General features: G+C 68.8%; 18 protein-coding genes and 1 tRNA gene. 6 read left to right on the top strand and 13 right to left on the bottom strand.

Features of this window, described 5'->3' with window-relative positions; all coding sequences use genetic code 11:
* Positions 1-48: 48 nt before the first annotated feature.
* Entirely contained in the window at positions 49-3,420 is a 3,372-nt protein-coding gene (locus IE187_RS15885; protein ID WP_189677043.1) for a glycosyl hydrolase, read from the top strand.
* Positions 3,417-3,890, top strand: a complete 474-nt coding sequence (locus IE187_RS15880; protein ID WP_189677042.1) for a hypothetical protein — start codon at positions 3,417-3,419, stop codon at positions 3,888-3,890. The genes IE187_RS15885 and IE187_RS15880 overlap by 4 nt, the downstream gene beginning before the upstream one ends.
* A 485-nt stretch (positions 3,891-4,375) precedes the next feature.
* On the opposite strand, the gene IE187_RS15875 is transcribed toward IE187_RS15880, so the two are convergent.
* Positions 4,376-4,468, bottom strand: a tRNA-Ser gene (locus IE187_RS15875).
* Positions 4,469-4,635: 167 nt separating this feature from the next.
* Between IE187_RS15875 and IE187_RS15870 the strand changes: the two genes are divergently transcribed.
* The 3 genes from IE187_RS15870 (at position 4,636) to IE187_RS15860 (ending at position 6,163) form a co-directional block, all read left to right on the top strand.
* On the top strand, positions 4,636-5,493 hold the full coding sequence (locus IE187_RS15870; RefSeq protein ID WP_189677194.1) for a DUF1134 domain-containing protein: 858 nt from the start codon (positions 4,636-4,638) through the stop codon (positions 5,491-5,493).
* A 116-nt stretch (positions 5,494-5,609) separates the two neighbouring features.
* Positions 5,610-6,014, top strand: coding sequence for a DoxX family protein (locus IE187_RS15865; RefSeq protein ID WP_229839447.1), 405 nt, complete (start codon positions 5,610-5,612; stop codon positions 6,012-6,014).
* Positions 6,011-6,163, top strand: coding sequence for a hypothetical protein (locus IE187_RS15860; RefSeq protein WP_165954556.1), 153 nt, complete (start codon positions 6,011-6,013; stop codon positions 6,161-6,163). The genes IE187_RS15865 and IE187_RS15860 overlap by 4 nt, the downstream gene beginning before the upstream one ends.
* A 7-nt stretch (positions 6,164-6,170) precedes the next feature.
* On the opposite strand, the gene pyrC is transcribed toward IE187_RS15860, so the two are convergent.
* On the bottom strand, positions 6,171-7,208 hold the full coding sequence (gene pyrC / locus IE187_RS15855) for a dihydroorotase (protein WP_189677040.1): 1,038 nt from the start codon (positions 7,206-7,208) through the stop codon (positions 6,171-6,173).
* Positions 7,209-7,298: 90 nt separating this feature from the next.
* Between pyrC and ygfZ the strand changes: the two genes are divergently transcribed.
* A complete protein-coding gene (gene ygfZ, locus IE187_RS15850) occupies positions 7,299-8,000 on the top strand; it encodes a CAF17-like 4Fe-4S cluster assembly/insertion protein YgfZ (protein ID WP_229839446.1) in 702 nt (233 codons plus the stop codon).
* Positions 8,001-8,014: 14 nt separating this feature from the next.
* Here the strand turns inward: ygfZ and IE187_RS15845 are convergent, their stop codons facing one another.
* The 11 genes from IE187_RS15845 to IE187_RS15795 all read right to left on the bottom strand — a co-directional run bounded on the left by IE187_RS15845 (position 8,015) and on the right by IE187_RS15795 (position 18,704).
* Positions 8,015-9,328 carry a UDP-glucose dehydrogenase family protein gene (locus IE187_RS15845; protein ID WP_133191680.1) on the bottom strand — a complete coding sequence of 438 codons (1,314 nt, stop codon included), beginning with the start codon at positions 9,326-9,328 and terminating at the stop codon, positions 8,015-8,017.
* 207 nt (positions 9,329-9,535) lie between these two features.
* Positions 9,536-10,666 (bottom strand): OmpA family protein, encoded by a 1,131-nt coding sequence (locus IE187_RS15840; protein ID WP_165954589.1) that lies wholly within the window; start codon positions 10,664-10,666, stop codon positions 9,536-9,538.
* Positions 10,667-10,804: 138 nt separating this feature from the next.
* Positions 10,805-11,311, bottom strand: coding sequence for a DUF2793 domain-containing protein (locus tag IE187_RS15835; RefSeq protein WP_189677039.1), 507 nt, complete (start codon positions 11,309-11,311; stop codon positions 10,805-10,807).
* 12 nt (positions 11,312-11,323) lie between these two features.
* Complete coding sequence (locus IE187_RS15830) at positions 11,324-13,501, bottom strand: phage tail protein (protein ID WP_189677038.1); 2,178 nt, start codon at positions 13,499-13,501, stop codon at positions 11,324-11,326.
* 1 nt (position 13,502) lies between these two features.
* Positions 13,503-13,904 carry a peptidoglycan endopeptidase gene (locus tag IE187_RS15825; RefSeq protein WP_189677037.1) on the bottom strand — a complete coding sequence of 134 codons (402 nt, stop codon included), beginning with the start codon at positions 13,902-13,904 and terminating at the stop codon, positions 13,503-13,505.
* Entirely contained in the window at positions 13,901-14,713 is an 813-nt protein-coding gene (locus tag IE187_RS15820; RefSeq protein WP_189677036.1) for a phage/gene transfer agent baseplate hub protein, read from the bottom strand. Before IE187_RS15820 ends, IE187_RS15825 begins: the two co-directional genes overlap by 4 nt.
* A 106-nt stretch (positions 14,714-14,819) precedes the next feature.
* Entirely contained in the window at positions 14,820-17,126 is a 2,307-nt protein-coding gene (locus IE187_RS15815) for a DUF2460 domain-containing protein (protein ID WP_189677035.1), read from the bottom strand.
* A gap of 109 nt (positions 17,127-17,235) precedes the next feature.
* A complete protein-coding gene (locus IE187_RS15810; protein ID WP_189677034.1) occupies positions 17,236-17,793 on the bottom strand; it encodes a tail tape measure protein in 558 nt (185 codons plus the stop codon).
* Complete coding sequence (locus IE187_RS15805; RefSeq protein ID WP_189677033.1) at positions 17,786-17,986, bottom strand: phage tail assembly chaperone; 201 nt, start codon at positions 17,984-17,986, stop codon at positions 17,786-17,788. Before IE187_RS15805 ends, IE187_RS15810 begins: the two co-directional genes overlap by 8 nt.
* Positions 17,986-18,300 (bottom strand): gene transfer agent family protein, encoded by a 315-nt coding sequence (locus IE187_RS15800; RefSeq protein ID WP_189677032.1) that lies wholly within the window; start codon positions 18,298-18,300, stop codon positions 17,986-17,988. The genes IE187_RS15805 and IE187_RS15800 overlap by 1 nt, the downstream gene beginning before the upstream one ends.
* Positions 18,297-18,704 (bottom strand): phage major tail protein, TP901-1 family, encoded by a 408-nt coding sequence (locus IE187_RS15795; protein ID WP_189677031.1) that lies wholly within the window; start codon positions 18,702-18,704, stop codon positions 18,297-18,299. The genes IE187_RS15800 and IE187_RS15795 overlap by 4 nt, the downstream gene beginning before the upstream one ends.
* Between the last annotated feature and the right edge of the window lie 86 nt (positions 18,705-18,790).

The raw sequence follows: 18,790 nt of genomic DNA, 5'->3' as shown, positions 1-18,790 counted from the left end.
GGTCGAGGCGCGGCGCCTGCCGACGCGAAAACTCTGAGGAACGCCCTGATGCAGCATCGCTTTCGCTTCTTCGCGCTGACGGCGGCGCTGCTGGCCTCGTCGGCCGCGCTCGCCCAGACCGCTCCCCCGATCGCGGACCAAGCGTCGGGTGACAGCCTCGCCGCCGGGTTCGTCGATCCTCCGGCGGAGGCGCGGCCGCGGGTGTGGTGGCACTGGCTCGACGGCAATATCAGCGAACCCGGGATCGTCGCCGATCTCGAATGGATGAAGCGCATCGGCCTCGGAGGCGTGCAGACCTTCGACGCTTCGCTGATGGCCCCGCAGGTGGTCGAGCGACGCCTCGCCTATATGAGCCCGGAGTGGCGCCACGCCTTCCGACTTGCGGCGACGACCGCAGACCGGCTCGGGCTCGAATTCGCGGTCGCGGGATCACCGGGCTGGAGCGAGACCGGCGGACCGTGGGTGGCACCCGCCGACGGCATGAAGAAACTGGTGTGGAGCGAAACCGACATCGTTGGCGGCCATCGCTTCGCCGGGCAGCTGGCATCGCCGCCGCGCACGACCGGGCCGTTCCAGGCGCTGCCGTTCGACGATCCGCTGGCCGCCTTTGGCGGCAAGGCATCGAAGCCGCCGACGGATTATGCCGATGTCATGGTGCTCGCCTATCCGGTCGATCCGCCCACAGCCGCGATTCCGGCCGCGACCGTCGCCGGTCGCCCGGTCGATGCCGCGGCATTGCTCGACGCGGATGCCAAGACGTCGGTCGCCGTGCCGCGCGGCAGCGCCGATCAGCCCGGCGTCGTGACGCTGACCTACGCCCGTCCGACCACGATCCGCAGCGCAACGCTGTTCATCCCAGGTGCCTTGCCGCCGTTTGGCGGCGCGCTGTTCCAGCCCGTGCTCGAGGTTGCCGATGGGGCGGGCTGGCGCGCCATCGCGACGCTGCCGCTTGGCGCGGTACCCACGACGGTCAGCTTTGCGCCGATTACCGCGCGTGCGTTCCGGCTCGTGCTCGGTCCCAACACCGCGCCTCCCCGGATCGGGCTCGGCGCGCCCGCGCCCGGCGCCGTGGTCGATGGCATGTTCCCGAGCGGACCGCCCGCGACATCGGTCGCGGTCGCGCAATTGCGCCTGTCGGGTGAGGCGAGGATCGATCGGTTCGAAGCCAAGGCCGGTTTCGCGACCGTCGCGGATTATTACGCACTCAGCGGCGCTGTGCCCGAAAGCATGGGAATCGATCCTGCGCGCGTGGTCGATCTCACCGCGCGGATGCAGCTCGACGGCACGCTCGACTGGACTGTGCCCAAGGGGCGTTGGCGGATTGTCCGGCTGGGGGCGACGCTGCTCGGCACGACCAACCATCCCGCCACCGCCGAGGCGACGGGGCTCGAGGTGGACAAATACGACGCCGCCGCGGTCACGCGCTACCTCGAGCATTATATCGGCATGTACCGCACGGCGGCGGGCCCCGATCTGGTCGGCGCGAAAGGCATCCGTGCGATCGTCACCGACAGTTTCGAGGCGGGCGACGCCAATTGGACGCCGTTGATGCTCGCGCAGTTCAAACGGTTGCGCGGTTATGATCCGCGCCCGTGGCTTCCCGCGCTGACCGGGGCGGTGGTCGGCTCGCGCGCGCGCAGCGACGCCTTCCTGTACGATTACCGCCGGACGCTCGCCGATCTGCTCGCGAGCGAACATTATGGGACGGTCGCGCGCGTCGCGCATGCCGCTGGCCTCAAAGTGTATGGCGAGGCGCTCGAGGATGGCCGCCCGGCGCTCGGCGACGACCTTGCGATGCGGCGCCATGCCGACGTGCCGATGGCGGCGATGTGGACCTATGATCGCGCCGGCAAGCCGCGCCCGACCTTGCTCGGCGATCTGCGCGGCGCGGCGTCGGTCGCGCATCTCTACGGCCAGACCATCGTCGCGGCCGAATCCTTCACCTCGGGGCTGGCGCCCTGGGCATTCGCGCCGGCCGATCTCAAGCGCGTCGTCGATCTGGAGTTTGCGAGCGGCATCAATCGGCCGGTGATCCACACCTCGGTGCACCAGCCGGTCGACGACAAACTGCCCGGCCTGTCGCTCGCGATCTTCGGGCAATATTTCAATCGGCACGAAAGCTGGGCCGAGATGGCGCGGCCGTGGATCGATTACATCGCGCGGTCGAGCTATGTGCTCCAGCAGGGCCGCAACGTCGCCGACGTCGCCTATTTCTATGGTGAGGAAGCGCCGCTGACCGCGCTGTTCGCGCGTGCGCCGCTCGGCGACACGCCGACCCATTATGGCTATGATTTCGTCAACGCCGATGCGCTGACGCAGGATCTGTCGGTCGCGAAGGGAAGCGTGGTTTCATCTGGCGGTGCCCGCTACCGCGCGCTGTATCTCGGCGGTTCGGCACAGCGCATGACGCTGCCGGTGCTGCGCCGGTTGGCGACGCTGGTCGAGCAGGGGGCGACCCTCATCGGCGATGCGCCGACGGGGTCGCCAGCGTTGGGCGACGATCGTGCTGCTTTCTCCGCGCTGGTTCGGCGCCTGTGGTCGGGCACGCCGGTCACGACCATCGGGAAGGGGCGCGTCATCGCCGGGCACGACGTCGAGACCGCGCTTGCCGGAACCGGTCTGCTGCCCGATTTCGCCTATACCAAGCCCGCACCCGACAGCGAGATCCTCTTCGCGCATCGCGCGCTCGCCGATGGCGACGTCTATTTCGTGACCAATCGCCGCAACCGTGCGGAGCGCATCGCGGCGCGTTTCCGCGTCACCGGCAAGGTGCCCGAACTGTGGCACGCCGATACCGGGCGGCGCAGCGCCGTTTCGTATCGCATCGAGGGCGGCCAGACGATCGTTCCGCTCGATCTGGCGGGCGAGGAGGCGGTGTTCGTGGTGTTCCGCCGCGAAGCGACCGACGCCAGCGTGACACGCGCTGCGCCGCCGTCGCGAACCGTGGCACGGATGGACGGCCCGTGGACCGTCACCTTCCAGCCCGGACGCGGGGCGCCTGCGACCACGACGCTGGCGCGGCTGGCCCCGCTCAACGAAAATGCCTCCCCCGCGATCCGTTATTTCTCGGGAGTCGCCAGCTATGCGGCGGCCTTGGATGTGCCAAGGACGCTCGATCGCGCGACGCCGCTGCTGCTCGATCTCGGCCAAGTCGGCGATCTCGCCGAAGTGCGCGTGAACGGCGTTGCGGTCGGCACGGTGTGGCACGCGCCCTATCGGATCGACATCGCCGCCGCGGCGCGCCCCGGGCGCAACCGGATCGAGGTGCGCGTCGCCAATCTCTGGGTCAATCGCCTGATCGGCGACGCGCAGCCGGGCGCGCGCAAGCTGACCTGGACGGCGATGCCGAGCTACCGCGCCGATGCGCCGTTGCGCGCGTCGGGGCTGATCGGGCCCGTCACCGTGCTGGCCGCACCGTGACCCCGGCGCATCGGCGCTATGTGCGCACCGAGATGGCGATCGCCGCGGTCATCAACGCGGCGCTGAGCGCGGTGTTCGTATGGCTGGCGTTCGGCGGCGAGGCGGTTGTGCCAGTGCTTGGCTGGCGCGGGCTGGCGGTCGACACGGTCCCGCAGAGCCTGATGGTCGCGTTGATGAGCTGCCTGGTTCCGACGCTACTGACGCGGCGGCGGCTCGCGGCCGGGCGCGTGACCGCGCTGTCGCGGGGGCGCAGATGGCCGCGCCACGCGCTCGTGCGCGCGCTGCTTGTCGCCGTACCGATCGCGGCGCTGGCAGGGTTGGTGGGCGCGGCCGTGCTGCCGTTGACCGGATCGTCCTGGCCGTTAGGCGCGGTCGCCGTGCTCAAGCCGCTTTATGGTGCGTTGCTTGGTGCCATCATCGCGCGGCTGGCGGTGCTGCTCGCCCTTGGCGATGCGCCTGGTCGAAGGTGATGACGGCAATCGGGAAAGTCCTATCGCATTTCAAGCTCGATGATAGCGAACTCACCGTATCCCCGACGAGTGTTTCGTGTCGAAGTAACCCGAATAGAGACTAACGGGTACAGTAGCGGAATATTGTTCATTTCTTCTATTGATGGCTATTTGTACCGTAACACGCGCTCGACCTGGTTCCGATCGCGGTAGCGTCGGAAGTCACGGGCGGGCGGCTCGCGACGGTTCGCTTCTGGCGGGATGATCGGCAGGATCCCGCGCCACAGCAGGTCTTGGCGGACGCGCCGGCGCTACGCCCAACACGCGCTGCCCGTCGAGCTCGCTCTAAAGGCCGCCGCGCCAGATTTACGAAACGCCCTGTTTGCAATCGCTAACGACGGTCGGCGCGCGTCGGGCTGGGGGCAGCAACGCACCCATGTCGCCGCCTATGATAGGGCTAGATGACCTGCGGCTGATTTTTTTAGGTTCCAGGCTCGCGAGGGCGCTGGCGGAGACGGAGGGATTCGAACCCTCGGTACCAGTAAACCCGGTACGGCGGTTTAGCAAACCGCTGGTTTCAGCCACTCACCCACGTCTCCGGATCACAGCGAAGGCGGGCTATAACCGCGCTTTGCTGCCACGGCAACCGCTTGTGCGCATGTTGCTCGCCGCGGAATCGATTCCGCTGGTCGCGACGGCGCTGCTCGTTCATTGGCGCGACAGCCAGGACGGCGCTATCATGGCGCAATTGCAGCCCCGGGGGAGAATGACGATGCATTTGCGCTGGACCAGCGCGCCGAGGATTGGCGCTGCAATCCTGCTCGCGCTAGCGACCGCCGGGGCACCGCTTGCGGCGCAAGTGCGCACGATCGATCCCAACCAGGCGATCGATTCGGATCTGCGCCAGGCGCAGCCGAAAGCGCAGCCGCCCCGCCGCACGCCCACCCCGGCCCCCGCTCAGTCGGATCCTGTCCCGCTGTCCGACACCCCGCGCTATCCCGACGCGCCAGGATCGACCGAGCCGGTCGAGTCCGGCTCCAGCGGATCGTCCGCGGGCAGCCCCGCAGGCGCGCCGGCAGTCACGAACGGATCGGCACAGGACGTCGCGCGCGACGGGGCAGAGGTCGAATCGGCCGACAGCCAGACCTTCCAGAAGCAGGAATTGCTGCGCGCCGCCGAAGGCACGTTCGGCAAGGGCGCATCGGGGCTCGCCGGCATCCTCGAGCGCACGCTCAAGGAGCAGGGCTATCCCAACGCCTATATCGCCGGGCGCGAGGCGTCGGCGGCGGTCGTCGTCGGCCTGCGCTATGGCAAGGGCGAGATGTTCCACAAGGTCGAGGGGCGCCAGCCCGTCTATTGGACCGGCCCGTCGGTCGGCTTCGATCTGGGCGGGGATGCCAACAAGGTGTTCGTGCTGGTGTACAACCTCTACGACACCGCGGACCTGTTCAAGCGCTTCCCGGCGGCCGAGGGTCGTGTGTATTTCGTCGGCGGGTTCGCGGCGACCTATCTGCGCCGCGGCAACACGGTGCTGATCCCGATCCGGCTCGGCGTCGGATGGCGGCAGGGCGTCAATCTGGGCTATATGAAGTTCAGCCGGACCTCGAAATGGTTCCCGTTCTAAGCGCAGCGCGGCAGGCCGCAAAAGCGGCCTGACTCGCGCAAGCTCGGCCGGCGGGGCCCGCCCCGACCGACGGCATGGGCTTTGCCCATGCCCGACAAGCGCGTAACGTCCCCTGCGTGACCACCACCCGCCAGATCCTCCGCGCCCTGCTCGCCGCCGCTTATCTCGCCGCTGGCATCCTGCACGTGTTCGTGCCCAAACCCTTTCTCGGCATCACCCCGGACTGGGTCCCCTTCCCCGCCCAGGTGATCCTGCTGACCGGCCTGTGCGAGATCGCCGGGGCGATCGGCCTGTTCGTGCCGCGGCTGCGCTGGTGGGCGGGCGTTGGCCTCGCCGCCTATGCGGTGTGTGTCTATCCCGCCAATGTGAAGCACGCGCTCGATTTCATCGAAACCGGCCGCGGCGGGCTCGGGCTATGGTACCATATCCCGCGGCTTGCGTTTCAGCCGGTGATCGTGTGGTGGGCGCTGTTCGCCGGTCGCGTGATCGACTGGCCCTTCCCGCGACGGAGCGCAGCATGAGCGATATCGACGACACCATCATCGACACGCCCGAAGGTCCGATGACCTGGGCGGCCTGGAAGAAGAAGAACCCGGTGCAGATCCCGTCGCGCCGCACCAAGGGCAAGGACCTGCCCGTCAAGGTGAAGCGCTTCACCGAACCGAAGTGACGCTCGGTTAGCCGATGAAGCGCCAGCCGAGCGTCTGGCCGGCGTGGAACGGCACGACCGCAGTGTCACCCGCGCCGATCAGTTCGGGAACCGCCTCCTCGCGCCGCTCGAGCGTGATCGTGCCCTCGTTGAGCGGCAAACCGTAGAAACGCGCGCCGTGTTCCGAGGCGAAACCCTCGAACCGGTCGAGCGCATTTTCCTCGTCGAACACTGCGAGATAGCTTTCGAGCGCGTACGGCGCGTTGAAGATGCCCGCGCAGCCGCAGGACGCTTCCTTGCGCGCGCGGCCATGCGGGGCGCTGTCGGTACCGAGGAAGAAGCTCGGCGACCCCGACACCGCCGCCGCGCGTACCGCAAGGCGATGGCGTTCGCGTTTGATCACCGGCAGGCAATAGGCGTGCGGCTGGAGCCCGCCATCGAACATCGCGTTGCGATTGAGGTGGAGATGCTGCGGCGTGATCGTCGCGGCGACGTTCGGCCCCGCGTCGGTCACGAACGCGGCCGCCTCGGCGGTCGTGATATGTTCGAGCACGATCTTCAGCGCAGGATAGTCGCGCACCAGCGGCGCCAGCGTCCGCTCGACGAAGATCGCCTCGCGATCGAAGATGTCGATCTCGCGGTCGGTCACTTCGCCGTGGATCAGCAGCGGCATGCCGATCCGCTGGAGCGTCTCGAGCACGCTCGACAGCGCGCGGATATCGGTGACGCCGTGCGCCGAGTTCGTCGTCGCATGCGCCGGGTACAGCTTGCACGCCGCCCACACGCCCTCGGCATAGCCGCGCGCGATCTCGTCGGCGTCGGCCGCATCGGTGAGGTAGCAAGTCATCAACGGGGTGAAATCGGTCCCCGCGGGCAAGGCGGCGAGGATCCGCTCGCGATACGCCTCTGCCGCCGCGATCGTGGTCACCGGCGGGGTCAGGTTCGGCATGACGATCGCGCGCGCGAACTGGCGCGCGGTGTACTGCGCAACCGCGGCGAGCATCTCGCCATCGCGGAGGTGGACATGCCAGTCGTCGGGGCGGCGGATCGTGAGGCGCTCGGTCATGCCGACCGCCTAGCGCGCGGCGCGGCGAATCGCCAGCCGCGTATTGCCGCTACCCCTCGCCGCCCCTACCTCCATGCCATGAATGCCACCATGCTCGCCGATCGATCGCTCCTCCGCCTGTCGGGGGAGGATGTCCGCGGCTTCCTGCAGGGGCTCGTCACCGCCGACATGGCCGGCCCCTTCCCGGCCTGGGCCGGCTTGCTGACGCCGCAGGGCAAGGCGCTGTTCGACTTCGTCGTCTGGACCGACGGCGACGACGTCCTGCTCGATTGCGAGGCGAGCGTTGCCGAGGCATTGCGGCGGCGGCTGTCGATCTATCGCCTACGCCGCGCGATCACGATCGAGCAGACCGATGGCGCAGTGCATTGGTCGCGCGAGCCCGGCCAGGGCGTGCCCGACCCCCGGCTGGCCGAACTCGGCTATCGCTGGCTAGGCGAGCCGGGCGAGGCAGCAACCGGGTGGCACGCGCATCGCCTGTCGCTCGGCGTTCCCGAAGGCGAGGCCGAGCTCGGCAGCGACAAGACGCTGTGGCTCGAGGCGAACGCGCGCGAACTGAACGGCGTCAGCTTCACCAAGGGCTGCTATGTCGGCCAGGAGAACACCGCGCGGATGCACCATCGCAGCAAGGTCAACCGCCGGCTGGTGGTGGCACCGCTCGGCGAGCCGGGCGAGCGCACCCGCGCCACCTATCCCGACCTCGGCCTGATGGTCGAACTGCGCCGCGTCGAAGCGCTCGGCGATGCCGTGGTGCCCGATTGGCTGGCGACGGCGTTAGCGCACGCCGACGCCTAACGCCAAGCGCCCCGTCACCGCCCGATCGAGCTATACGCGAACCCGGCGCGCTCGGCATCGCTCGGCGGATAGACGTTGCGCAGATCGACCATCACCGGCGCCGCCATCGTCGCCGCCAGCCGCTTGAGATCGAGCGCGCGGTAGATGTTCCACTCGGTCACGATCACGACCGCGTCAGCGCCCTGCGCGGCGGCATAGGCGTCGCCGCAATAGGTGATGTCGGGCATCATCGTCTTGGCGATCTCCATCCCTTCGGGGTCATGCGCGCGCACGGTGATGCCAGCGTCGAGCAAGCTCTGGATGATCGCCAGGCTCGGCGCATCGCGCATGTCGTCGGTGTTGGGCTTGAAGGTCAGCCCGAGGACCGCGACGGTCTTGCCGCGCACGCTCGTTCCATCGCCGCCGCCGAGCGCCGCAATCACCTTGCGCCCCATCGCACGCTTGCGCGTATCGTTGACCTGGACGACCGCCTCGACGATCCGCACCGGCGTTTCGTAATCCTCGGCGGTCTTGAGCAAAGCGAGCGTGTCCTTGGGGAAGCACGAACCGCCGTAGCCCGGCCCGGCGTGTAGGAACTTCGAACCGATCCGGTTATCGAGCCCGATCCCGCGCGACACGTCCTTGACGTTCGCGCCGACCGCTTCGCACAGATCGGCGATCTCGTTGATGAAGGTGATCTTGGTCGCCAGGAAGGCGTTGGCGGCATATTTGATCAGCTCGGAGGTGCGCCGGCCAGTGAACAGGATCGGACTCTCGTTGAGATACAGCGGGCGATAGACATCGCGCATCACTTGCTGCGCGCGCGGATCCTCGGTGCCGATCACGATCCGGTCGGGCCGCTTGAAGTCGCCGATCGCGGCGCCCTCGCGCAGGAACTCGGGGTTGGAGACGACCGCGATCGGAAAATCGCCGGCGAGTTCGGTGAGAATCTCCTCAACCTTGTCGCCGGTGCCGACCGGGACGGTCGACTTGGTGACGACCACGACGGGGCCGTCGATCGCCTCGGCGATCTCGCGCGTGGCGGCGAAGACATAGCTCAGATCGGCATGGCCATCGCCACGCCGCGATGGCGTGCCGACCGCGATGAACACCGCATCGGCACCCGCCACCGCAGCCTTGAGATCGGTCGTGAAGCGGAGCCGCCCCGCCGCGACGTTGCTCGCGACGAGCGTATCGAGGCCGGGCTCGAAGATCGGCATCTTGCCCGCCTCGAGTGCCGCAATCTTGGTCTCGTCCTTGTCGACGCAGATCACGTCATGGCCGAAATCCGAAAAGCATGCCCCTGATACCAGGCCGACATACCCCGAGCCGATCATCGTAATCCGCATGAAAAGTCCTCAAATCTCGCAAGCGCACCACAGTCCGGAGGCACACAGAGGGGCGCTCCACAACTGCCGCTCTAGCCGATCATGGCGGTATTGCCAGCCCGGCGCGATCGCTCGCCGGCCTCACATGTACCGTGCCACCGGCGCACAAAAAAGGGGAGACCGACTTGCGCCGATCTCCCCGATTTCTGACCAAAGTCAGGTCTGGGCTTAGTTGCCCGAACCCGGACCGTAGGACACTTCCACGCGACGGTTCTGCACTTCGCGAACGCCATCGGCGGTCTGGACGCGCAGATGGGCGGGATCTTCACCGAAGGCTTCGGTGCCGATCGAGCCATCCGGGATCGAATGGGCGGTCATGTACGCACGAACCGCGTCGTTGCGGCGCTGCGACAGACCGACGTTGTACTTCGGCGTACCCGAACGGTCGGTGAAGCCAGCAAGCATGACCTTTGCGTTACCGCAGTTCTGGTACTGCGCGATTGCGCCGTCCAGGATCGAGGCTGCCTCAGGCGTGACGTCCGACTTGTCCCACTCGAAGAACACGATGAACGGTCCAGGCGAGCAAGGCGTCGCGACAACCGGAGCCGGCTCAGGCGGCGGCGGGGGAGGCGGCGGCGGGGGCGGCGGCGGCGGCGGCGGAGCAGCAGGCTCGCCGAAGTTGTACGTCAGACCTGCGAGCAGGCTGTGCGTACGATAGCGACCGTTGTAGCCACGACCCGCGACGTCGACCAGCTTGACGTTGTCGGCGGTGAAGAAGCGATACTTGATCGACGCATCGACGTGCTTCGTGATCGGCGCGCGAACGCCGGCGAGGCCCTGATACGCGAAAACCGTGTCGCTGTCGTTGAGCAGGTTCTGCAGGCTGTTGATGCCGAAGCGCTCCTTGACGCGTGCAACACCAACACCGCCGCCGACGAAGCCCTGGATGCCGTCATCGTCGCCGAAGTCGACAAGGCCGTTGACCATGAAGCTCAGTGCGGTCGTGCGACCACGAGCGAACTGGTACGTGCCAGCCGGATAGTTGCCGACTGCGCCCGACGGGATGAGACCCGGCGTCGTGACCGACGAACGATAGTTATCGACCGATGCGCTCTTGTAGCCGACTTCGGCTTCGAGGCGGAACATGCCAAGGTCGTAACCGATCACGCCATCGACGTCGTAGCCGTAGCGATGATCGACGGTACCGGCGCTCTTCACGTTGTTGATATCGAACTTGATATCTTCCACGAGCACTGCACCACCGTCGACGCCGACATACCAGGACTTATCCCGGGCCAGCGCTGGTGTGGTAACGAGAGCAGTGGAGGCAAGCGCTATGGTAACGGCTAGCTTCCGCATAAAAATCCCCTTCATCTGGTTGTCACTCGGACAGCGCAAACCCTCTACCGAATGGAAGGTTTCCACGCAAGCGCACAAATGTCCGGACTGTTGCTGATTTAACACAGATTTAGCGGGAACCGTCAGCGATTTTCGATGCTACGCGGCAGCGATGAGACCAAGCGTTTGAAGTGCCGCCAGAATCGTTGTGATCGTGGCGCGCGCCTCGGCGTCGATCGTGCTGCCGTTCGCAGGTGCAGCAATGGCCGGCCGCGGGGGCCCGAGCATCGCAAATCCACCGAGGATGAGGTGCGACGCAGCAAGCGTTCCGACCGTCCAACGGCTGCCATCGAAACGCGCGTCGGTCCGATCGGCCTTGCTCCACACCAGCATCCCGGGTTGCGGCGCAACGAACCGCCAGCCCCCCGCAGTCCAACCGGCCAGCGCCTGCGCCTGCCCGCGCCAAACGCCGCGCGGGGTCACGCCAACGATCCAGCATGCGCCCGGCAAAGGCGCCTCTGGCGGCGTGTCGAGCCCGACCGCCTCGACGCTCGCCTGCACCGCCATGTCGAGCAACGTCAGGGCCTCGTTGTGCGAAAGCTCCTTCTGCGCCTGCCCGGGCTGCAGCAAAGGCAGGCCCAGGCGCGTGCTTGTCTCATCGCTCATGCAAATCTCCTGTCATCCGTAGCCGTCGGGAATCGTGATCGTTGCGCCGTCGGATTCGCCCTGCGTGCCGATTTGGACGACGCGCAACACGACCCCGCCCACTCGGTCCCCGGACGCCACGACGACACGCGGTTCGTGCGTCTCGGTGAGCTGAGACCTGCCGTCGTTCCACAGCAGCGTGACGCGATACGCCTCGCGCTCTTCGCCTTGCGGAACATCGATCCCATCGCTCCAGCGCCACCCGTTTCTGCTGCGCCGCACCCAAGTTACGCAGGCATCGCCCGCCCCGCTTTCGCGCCAGCGGAGATGGACGGGGGACGGCGGCACGACCGAAGTTCCGCGCACCATAACGCGCGTCGCAACCGGTCCGTCGACGTCGCCGGTCCCCGACGCGAGAAGGCGAAGGTCGGCTCCCAACGCGGCGAGCGGCAGGTCGAGCGAAAGAGCCGATTCGGCCTCGATCAACACGAAGCGATCGCCGATCGCCTGCCCCCCCATCGCCGCCTCGGTCCCCCGCCGCCCGCGCCACAGCCCCGCCAGCCGCCAGCGCCGCGCGCCGATCTGGGTCGCGGTCGAAAATTGCAGCAGTTCATCGCCCACCAGCGCGAGATTGGCGCCCGCATCGAGCGCGCGCGGATCGGCGCTTTCGAGCGTCATCGCCGAGTAAGCGAGATCGACCTCGAACGCCTGCGCCTGATCGGCGATCGCACTCGACCCGCGCCCCGGTAGGCTCGCCAGCCGCCCCATGCTTCCCGGCGCCGCGGTCGATCCCAGCGGCGTCCAGCGCGCCCCGTCGTCGAGGCTGTAGAGCAACGCCGCACGCCGCCAGCCCGGCTGCGTTCCGCCGGCGACGATCGTCACGCGCGGTGCCGACAGCAGCGCGTCGTCGAACGGCAAGCTCTCGAACACCTCGATCACCGTGGTTCCCGTCACCACATCGGGCGCCGCCAGCACGCGCCCCGGGCTCGCCGCCACCGGCAGCGTCCCGCCCGCGAGCCGCACGCAGTCGAGCGACAGCACCATCTTTTCGAGCGACCAGCCCGTGACGCGCCACACCCCCGCGACCCCGGCGATCGTCACGCACGCGCCGGGCACCACGTCGAGCGCGTCCCAGCCGAGCGTCACGCTGCGCCGCTCGCGCCCCGCCTCGCCGCGCGCGAGGATGCCGTGCGCAAGCGTCTTGGCGGTTCCCGCATCGATCGCTGCCGGCAGCTCGATTCGATCCTCGCGCCGCCCCGCACCGGGCCGCCGCACACTCTGCAAACCTATCTGGTACTCCCGCGCCAGATCGTAGTGCGACAGCGTGACCTGTCGCGGCACGCTTTCGAGCGCAGCGACCGCGCGGTGGGGCTTGCCGCTCGAAGCGCCCACGCTGCGCGTCTCGCCATTGGCGATCTCGCGCTCGGACGCACACCCTGCGCGCATCGCCACCGTGCCGCCAACGGGCGCGAACCACGCTCCCCCGGCCTGGGCCAGCGTGTCGAGCACGCTGCCGACGCTATCGCCATACGCCGCAAAGCCGGCGAGCGGCTGAACCGCGTCTGCCGCGGCCACGCTCCCCTCCGAAAGCGCCTCGGCGATCGCGCCGACCGACACCGGCGCGGCATCGCCGATCACTTCGAAGGTCAGCGAGGGAATGCGATTGCCATAATCGGCGAGCTGGAGCGTCTCGAACACCGCATAGGCGATCCCGCGATGCGCCGGGGCGAACCCCACCCCCTCGGCCGCGGCGATCAGCGGATCGACCGGCTGGTCCTCGCCCCCCAGATGCAGCCGAAACCCCGTCGAGACCTTGAAGTCGCCGCCGCTGCCGCGCAGCAGGTTGCCATCCGCCCAGATCCGCCCGACCCCGACGATCGGCCGCCCCGACAGCGCCACCGCGAACGACGCCGCATAGCTGTAACGCGTCACGCTCGGCTGGCCCTTGCCGCTGCTGCTCTTCGAGCGGCTCTCGATCAGATCGGTCGACCAGATCACGCACCCGCCGACGCGCATCGTGCCGAACACCTTCTGCAGCGGCGTGCCGTAATTCGACGTCTGCAGGTGCAGCGACGCAAGCCGCGGCCCCTCCACGCCCTTGGGCCGCATCAGCACGTCGCGATCGACCACGCCGCCGAGCGCCGCACCGAGCACCGCCCCGATCGGCCCGCCGAGCGCGCGGCCCACCACCGAAAGCACCAACGTCGCCATTTCAGTCTCCTGTCACGCGCCAGCAGCCGAGCATCGGCCAGGGCGCCGCCCCCGGCCGCGCGACGACTCGCCGCAGCACCGCATCGGCATGGATCAGTCCGCCAGCCACCAGCACCGCCAGATGGAACTGCGCCGGCCCCGCCGCGAACAGCGCGATATCCCCCGGCGCCGGGTCGCCAACGCGCGCCAGCCCGCTCGCGTCGAAGCGCGCGATCAGTGTCGCGGCGTCGCCGCCCCGCAGCGCGTAATCTTCCGGAATGTCGCCATCGAACCCACCCGCCCGCGCCGCGAGCGCCGCCACCCCAACGCAGTCGAGCCCATGCACGGGAACACGCCCCTGTAACCGAAATCCGACCCCGATCAGCGCCTCCGCCGCCGCCACGACAGCCGCCGCGCGCGTCATGCCCCGGGATAGCGCGTCAGCAAGTCGATTCCCGGCAGGAACGGCTCGCCACGGAAGTTGACGGCATTGGCGAAGCGCCCGGCACAGGTCGCCAGGCTCTTGTCGCACCCCTCGATCAGCTCGACCAAATCCCCCACCGCAACCGGCAGCGCAGGGTCGATCCGCAGCGTGACGCTGCTCCCGTCGGACACCGCAATCGCCCCCTCGAGCCCCGAATTCTCCCCGCCGATCCAGCGCAGCAGCCCCCCGCCATACGCGTTGGCGACCGGCTCGGCGGCGGCGAGCGTCACCACTCGCTCGTGCCACGCCGCCACCCGCGCATACCGCCGCCGTCCCGCCATCGCGACGCGACAGCGCGCGTCGCCGAGTTCGGCACGACATTCGGGCGAGGTCACCTCGACCACGGGCCGGTCGAGCGCCGCGGTCGCACCGCGCAATTCGGCGGTGAAGCCATGCGCGTCGCTCTCGACCGCACCGATCGTCCCCTCGCCGAGCGGCACGCGACGCCCGTCCGCCCCGCTCCAGTCGACCGCGAACAGCTGCACGCGCGCGCCATCCCACCGCCCGGCGAGCAAATCGCGCGCGCCGATCGCCGCACTGGTCAGCGCGCCGGTAATGTCCATCGTATCGGCATCGAGCCCGTCGCTGCGCTTGATCGCCGAGGGCGTCATCCCCGGCGCGGCGGCATGGACGAGCCCGTCGATCGCGAGATCGCGGTCATGATCGGTCAGCCCGATCGCCACGCCATCGCGCCGCTCGATCCGCCAGCACAAAGCGAGCGTGGTGAGGGGGCCGGTGAGCAAAGCCATGAAGTGTCTCCAGAATCCCTCTCCCTTTGGGAGAGGATGGCCGAGCGCAGCGAGGTCGGGTGAGGGCGGTCCACGCCGGGAAGGCCCCACACACGGGCACTGCACGCTACTCCCGCACCTCGATCAGCGGCACGCTGGTCGTCGCGCCCGCCAGGAACGTCGTCCGAGTGACGCTCAGCGTATCCTCGGCAAAGCGCACCGGCACGTCGAACAAAAACCCCGCACGCACCGCCACCCCCACGCCCGGCGCCGCATCGAGCACGACATAGCCCCCCGCCGCGAGCGTGAACCGCGTCGTCTCGACCCCGCCGACCGCAACGCGCACGCTTCCCGCGACCGGCCGCGTGATCCGCCGCACCGCGTCGCCATAGTGTTTGACGAGCGCGAAGCTGACCGTGACGCCGTCGCCTTCCCCCAGCAGCTGATCGCCCGCCCCAAAGCTCGCCCCAAAGCTCGCCCCGCTCGAGGAAAAATCGAACGGATCGCGCAAGCGAAACCCGCGCGCCGGCCCCATCCGCGCCCGGAAGAAACCAAGCAACGTCGCAATATCCGCCTCCGAGCGCACCCCGGGCGCGACATCGTAGCGCGTCCGCGCCTCGGCCCAGCTCGCATTGCGCATTTCCTGCCCGCCCGCGCTCGTGACGATCGCAGTCGAAAATTGCGGCGTCACCTCGGCCTCGCGCCCCAGCGCAAGCGGGAACAGCACATCGTCGAACGGCACCACCGCATCCTCCTCGGTCTCGAAATGGACGAACCCGTCGCGCAACACTTGCGGCAGCGCCCAGACGAACGTCGCCGCCACGCCGCGCGCGCGCGCCGCCTCGGCCGCCGCCGCAATCTCGCGCCACTGCGCCCGCTGGTCGATGCGCAGCACGAAGCCCGAGGAATAGTGCGTCTGCGCCGCCGCATAGCCGAGCCGCGCCTGCGCCACCGCGACCGCGCGCGCCGTGCCCGCGACATCCCCCGCGGTCACGAAATCATAATCCTCGAGCTGCAACACATCGAACGCCGGCCACGCCCAGCCGAGCGGCACGTTGGCGCGCTTCAACTCGGGCGCATCGCGCGCCAGTACGCCCGGCAAATAGACCAGCAGATGCGTCTCGACCGCCGGCGCCACCGCCCTCACCGCCGCGACCAGCGCCGCGGTCGAGGCCGCGAGCAACGCCCCCGCAGCATCGAGCAGGTTGCGCTGCGCCGCGCTCGTGACGGCGTGGACATCCGCAATCTCGACCGGATCCCCCAGCGCCGCCCGCGCGCTCGCATCGTACAGACACGGCCGCCCATCGCCGAGCACCCACCACCACGGCTCGCCAACCTGGAATTTGGGCGCGAGCCCCGCCGCGAGCGCGATCTCGATCACCGCCACCGCAACCGCGCGCAAATACGCCATCGCCCCCGTGCTCGCCGGCGACAGCAGGCACGACGGCGGATCCCATCCGGTCAGCGCCGGCGTGCCATCCCAGGCGCGCTGCTTCCAGTCGCTCCAGCAATGCGCGTCGAACAGTTCATAGCTGATCGACCAGATCACCTCATACCCGAGCGCCTTCGCGCGCACCGCGAAATCGCGCTGCCACGCCGCCGCCGCGACATTGAGCACGCCCCCCGCCAAGCTCACGTAAAAGCCGCCCGAACTGGCCTCGACCCGCAGGAAGTGGCTCATCCCGAGATAGTGGACGATCCTTCCGCGATAGCCGAGCAGCAGCGCGTTCCGCAGCAGCCGCTCGGGCGTGAGATTGTAGCTGTCGTCATACCCGCTCGCGATCTGCAGCCCGTGTTCGGGCACCACGACATCGCCGATTGCAAGCACCGCGCCCGATCCCTCGCAGCGAAGCGCGCTCAGCTCGACCCACGCCTCCACCGGCGCGGGCAACGCCGCACTGCCGCGTTCGACGAATCCCGGCGGCACCAACGAGACGAACATCCGGTCGACATCGCCCGCCCACACCGGATCGGCTTCGTCGGGCAGCCGATAGCCGCCGTCGAGCGCCGCGAAATCGAGCGTGATCGTCGCATCCTCGGGCGTGCCGTCGGCATAATTCCACAGCCGCACATACCAGGCGCGCGCCGCGCCGCGCGCATCGCGCCCCTCGATCGTCAGCACCGGACCGTTGACTTGATCGAGCGCCACCACCCCGTTCGCGCGCCAGCGGAACGACAGCCGACAGCCGCGAAAATCACGCGCCGTCGCATAGCGCAGCAGCGGGTGATCGTGGCTATCCTCGGCCTCCCAGATCAGCCCCGCCAGATCCCCCACAGTGTAGAACACCGCATCCACCCGGAGCGCGTCGTGACCGATGGTGGTGACGGCGGCCATCATCGGCCGCGGAAAATTGACCGTCCAGAAGCGCGGATCGAAGCGTGTCACCACGCTCTCGCTCTGGATCGTGCGGTCCTGTGCAAGCCAGAATGGCATAAAAAGCCCCTCCCCTTCAGGGGAGGGGTTGGGGTGGGGCCGTAAAGACCCCGACCACCCAGCACTTCCCCACCCCCAGCCCCTCCCCTGAAGGGGAGGGGAGTCTTGGTTACGAAAGCGCCGCCTTCACCGCGCGCGCCACCTGGCGGCTCGACGCGGCGAGCGCTTGCGGCGCATCGCTCCCGCCCTGCACGGTGATCGACACGCGCACATCGCGCGGCCCACCCGCGCCGCCGCTCGCGACGATGCTCCCGCTCGTCGTCGGCACGAACAGTTCGGGCCCACGCTCGCCGACGATATACGGCCGCGCCGGCGACACCGGCCCGCCCGTCGCGCGCCCGGGCGATCCGCCGATCAGCCCGCCAAGCACGCCCAGCAGACTGTCGCCCCCACCGCCACCGCCGCCGAGCAAGGCGCTCAACCCGCTCCGCACCGCCGCCGCGGCGATGTCGCCCAGCACCGACAGCGCCACCTTGCGCAGATCCTCGAAGCCGAGGCTCCCGCCCGTCAGCGCCTTGGCCAGCGTCGTCTCGATCGCGCGCCCGGCGCGGTCGACCCCACTCGCCAGCGGCCCGTCGAGGCTCGCGCGCATCGCATCGACATCGCGCGCAAAGCCCGTCGTATCGGCGCGCACGCCGACCACCAGCCGTTCGATTTCCTCATCCATCGGGAAACGCCTCCTGCAATCGCGCGCGCGTCGCCGCATCGGGCGGATCGACCGCCGCAGCCTCGCCGCGCAACACCGCGACGACGACCGCCAGCTCGGCGGGCGTCGCGAGCCAGAAACGGTCGGGGCTCCACCCGAGCACCGCACCTGCCAGCCCCGCGAGCCGCGCCGCGGCATCGGCGAAGCACGCCATCACCGCCCCGCCAGGATCTGGCCGAGCAACACGCGCAGCACCGGCGTCGCCGCGGCGAGCCCCTGCTCGACCAGCGCCTCGCCGAACTGCGCGCGCGTGATCGCGGCGGGCGTCTCCCCCTGGCAATGCCAGAACAGAGCGACCAGCTCGCCGAGCGACAAGGCCCCCGCCGCCGCGCGCTCGACCAGCGCGAACAGCGGCCCGATCTCGCCCTCGGCAGCGACCAGTGCCGCAAAGCTCGGCCGCAGCACGATCGTCTCGCCCGCGATCCGCACCTCCGCCTCGCCGCGCACCGGGTTTGCGAGCGCGCTCATGCCGCCACCACCGCGCCCGAGCTCTCGAGGCTCAGCGTGTAAGATCGCTCGCCATTGTAATCCCCAGCATAATCGAGCCGCGTGACGAGGAACTTGCCCGACAGCGTCTCGCCGCTCTCGAAGCTCAGCCGATAGTCGTCGATCACCCCCGAAAGCGCATTACCCTTGATCCGCAACTCGGCCGCCGAGCCGGTAAAGATCCCCGCCCCCGACACGCTGACGCTGCGCACCCCCGCCCCCGACAGCAAGTCGCGCCACCCGCCCGAATCCTTCGAGGTGATCGCCACCATCTCGCCATTGAGGCTCAATTGCGTCGTCCGCAGCCCCGCCACCGTCGCATAGACGATCGGACTGCCGCCATTGCCGACCTTCAACAGGAAGGCGCTCCCGCGTTCTGCACTCATTGCTGTATCTCCTTATGATGTCCGACGTGCCGCTCGTGCGTCGCGTGGAATGGGTTCGCGCGGAGACGCGGAGATGACGCGCCCGG

This window comes from Sphingomonas glacialis (assembly GCF_014653575.1).
Taxonomy (GTDB): domain Bacteria; phylum Pseudomonadota; class Alphaproteobacteria; order Sphingomonadales; family Sphingomonadaceae; genus Sphingomonas; species Sphingomonas glacialis.
This window is presented reverse-complemented; position numbering and strand designations above follow the sequence as displayed.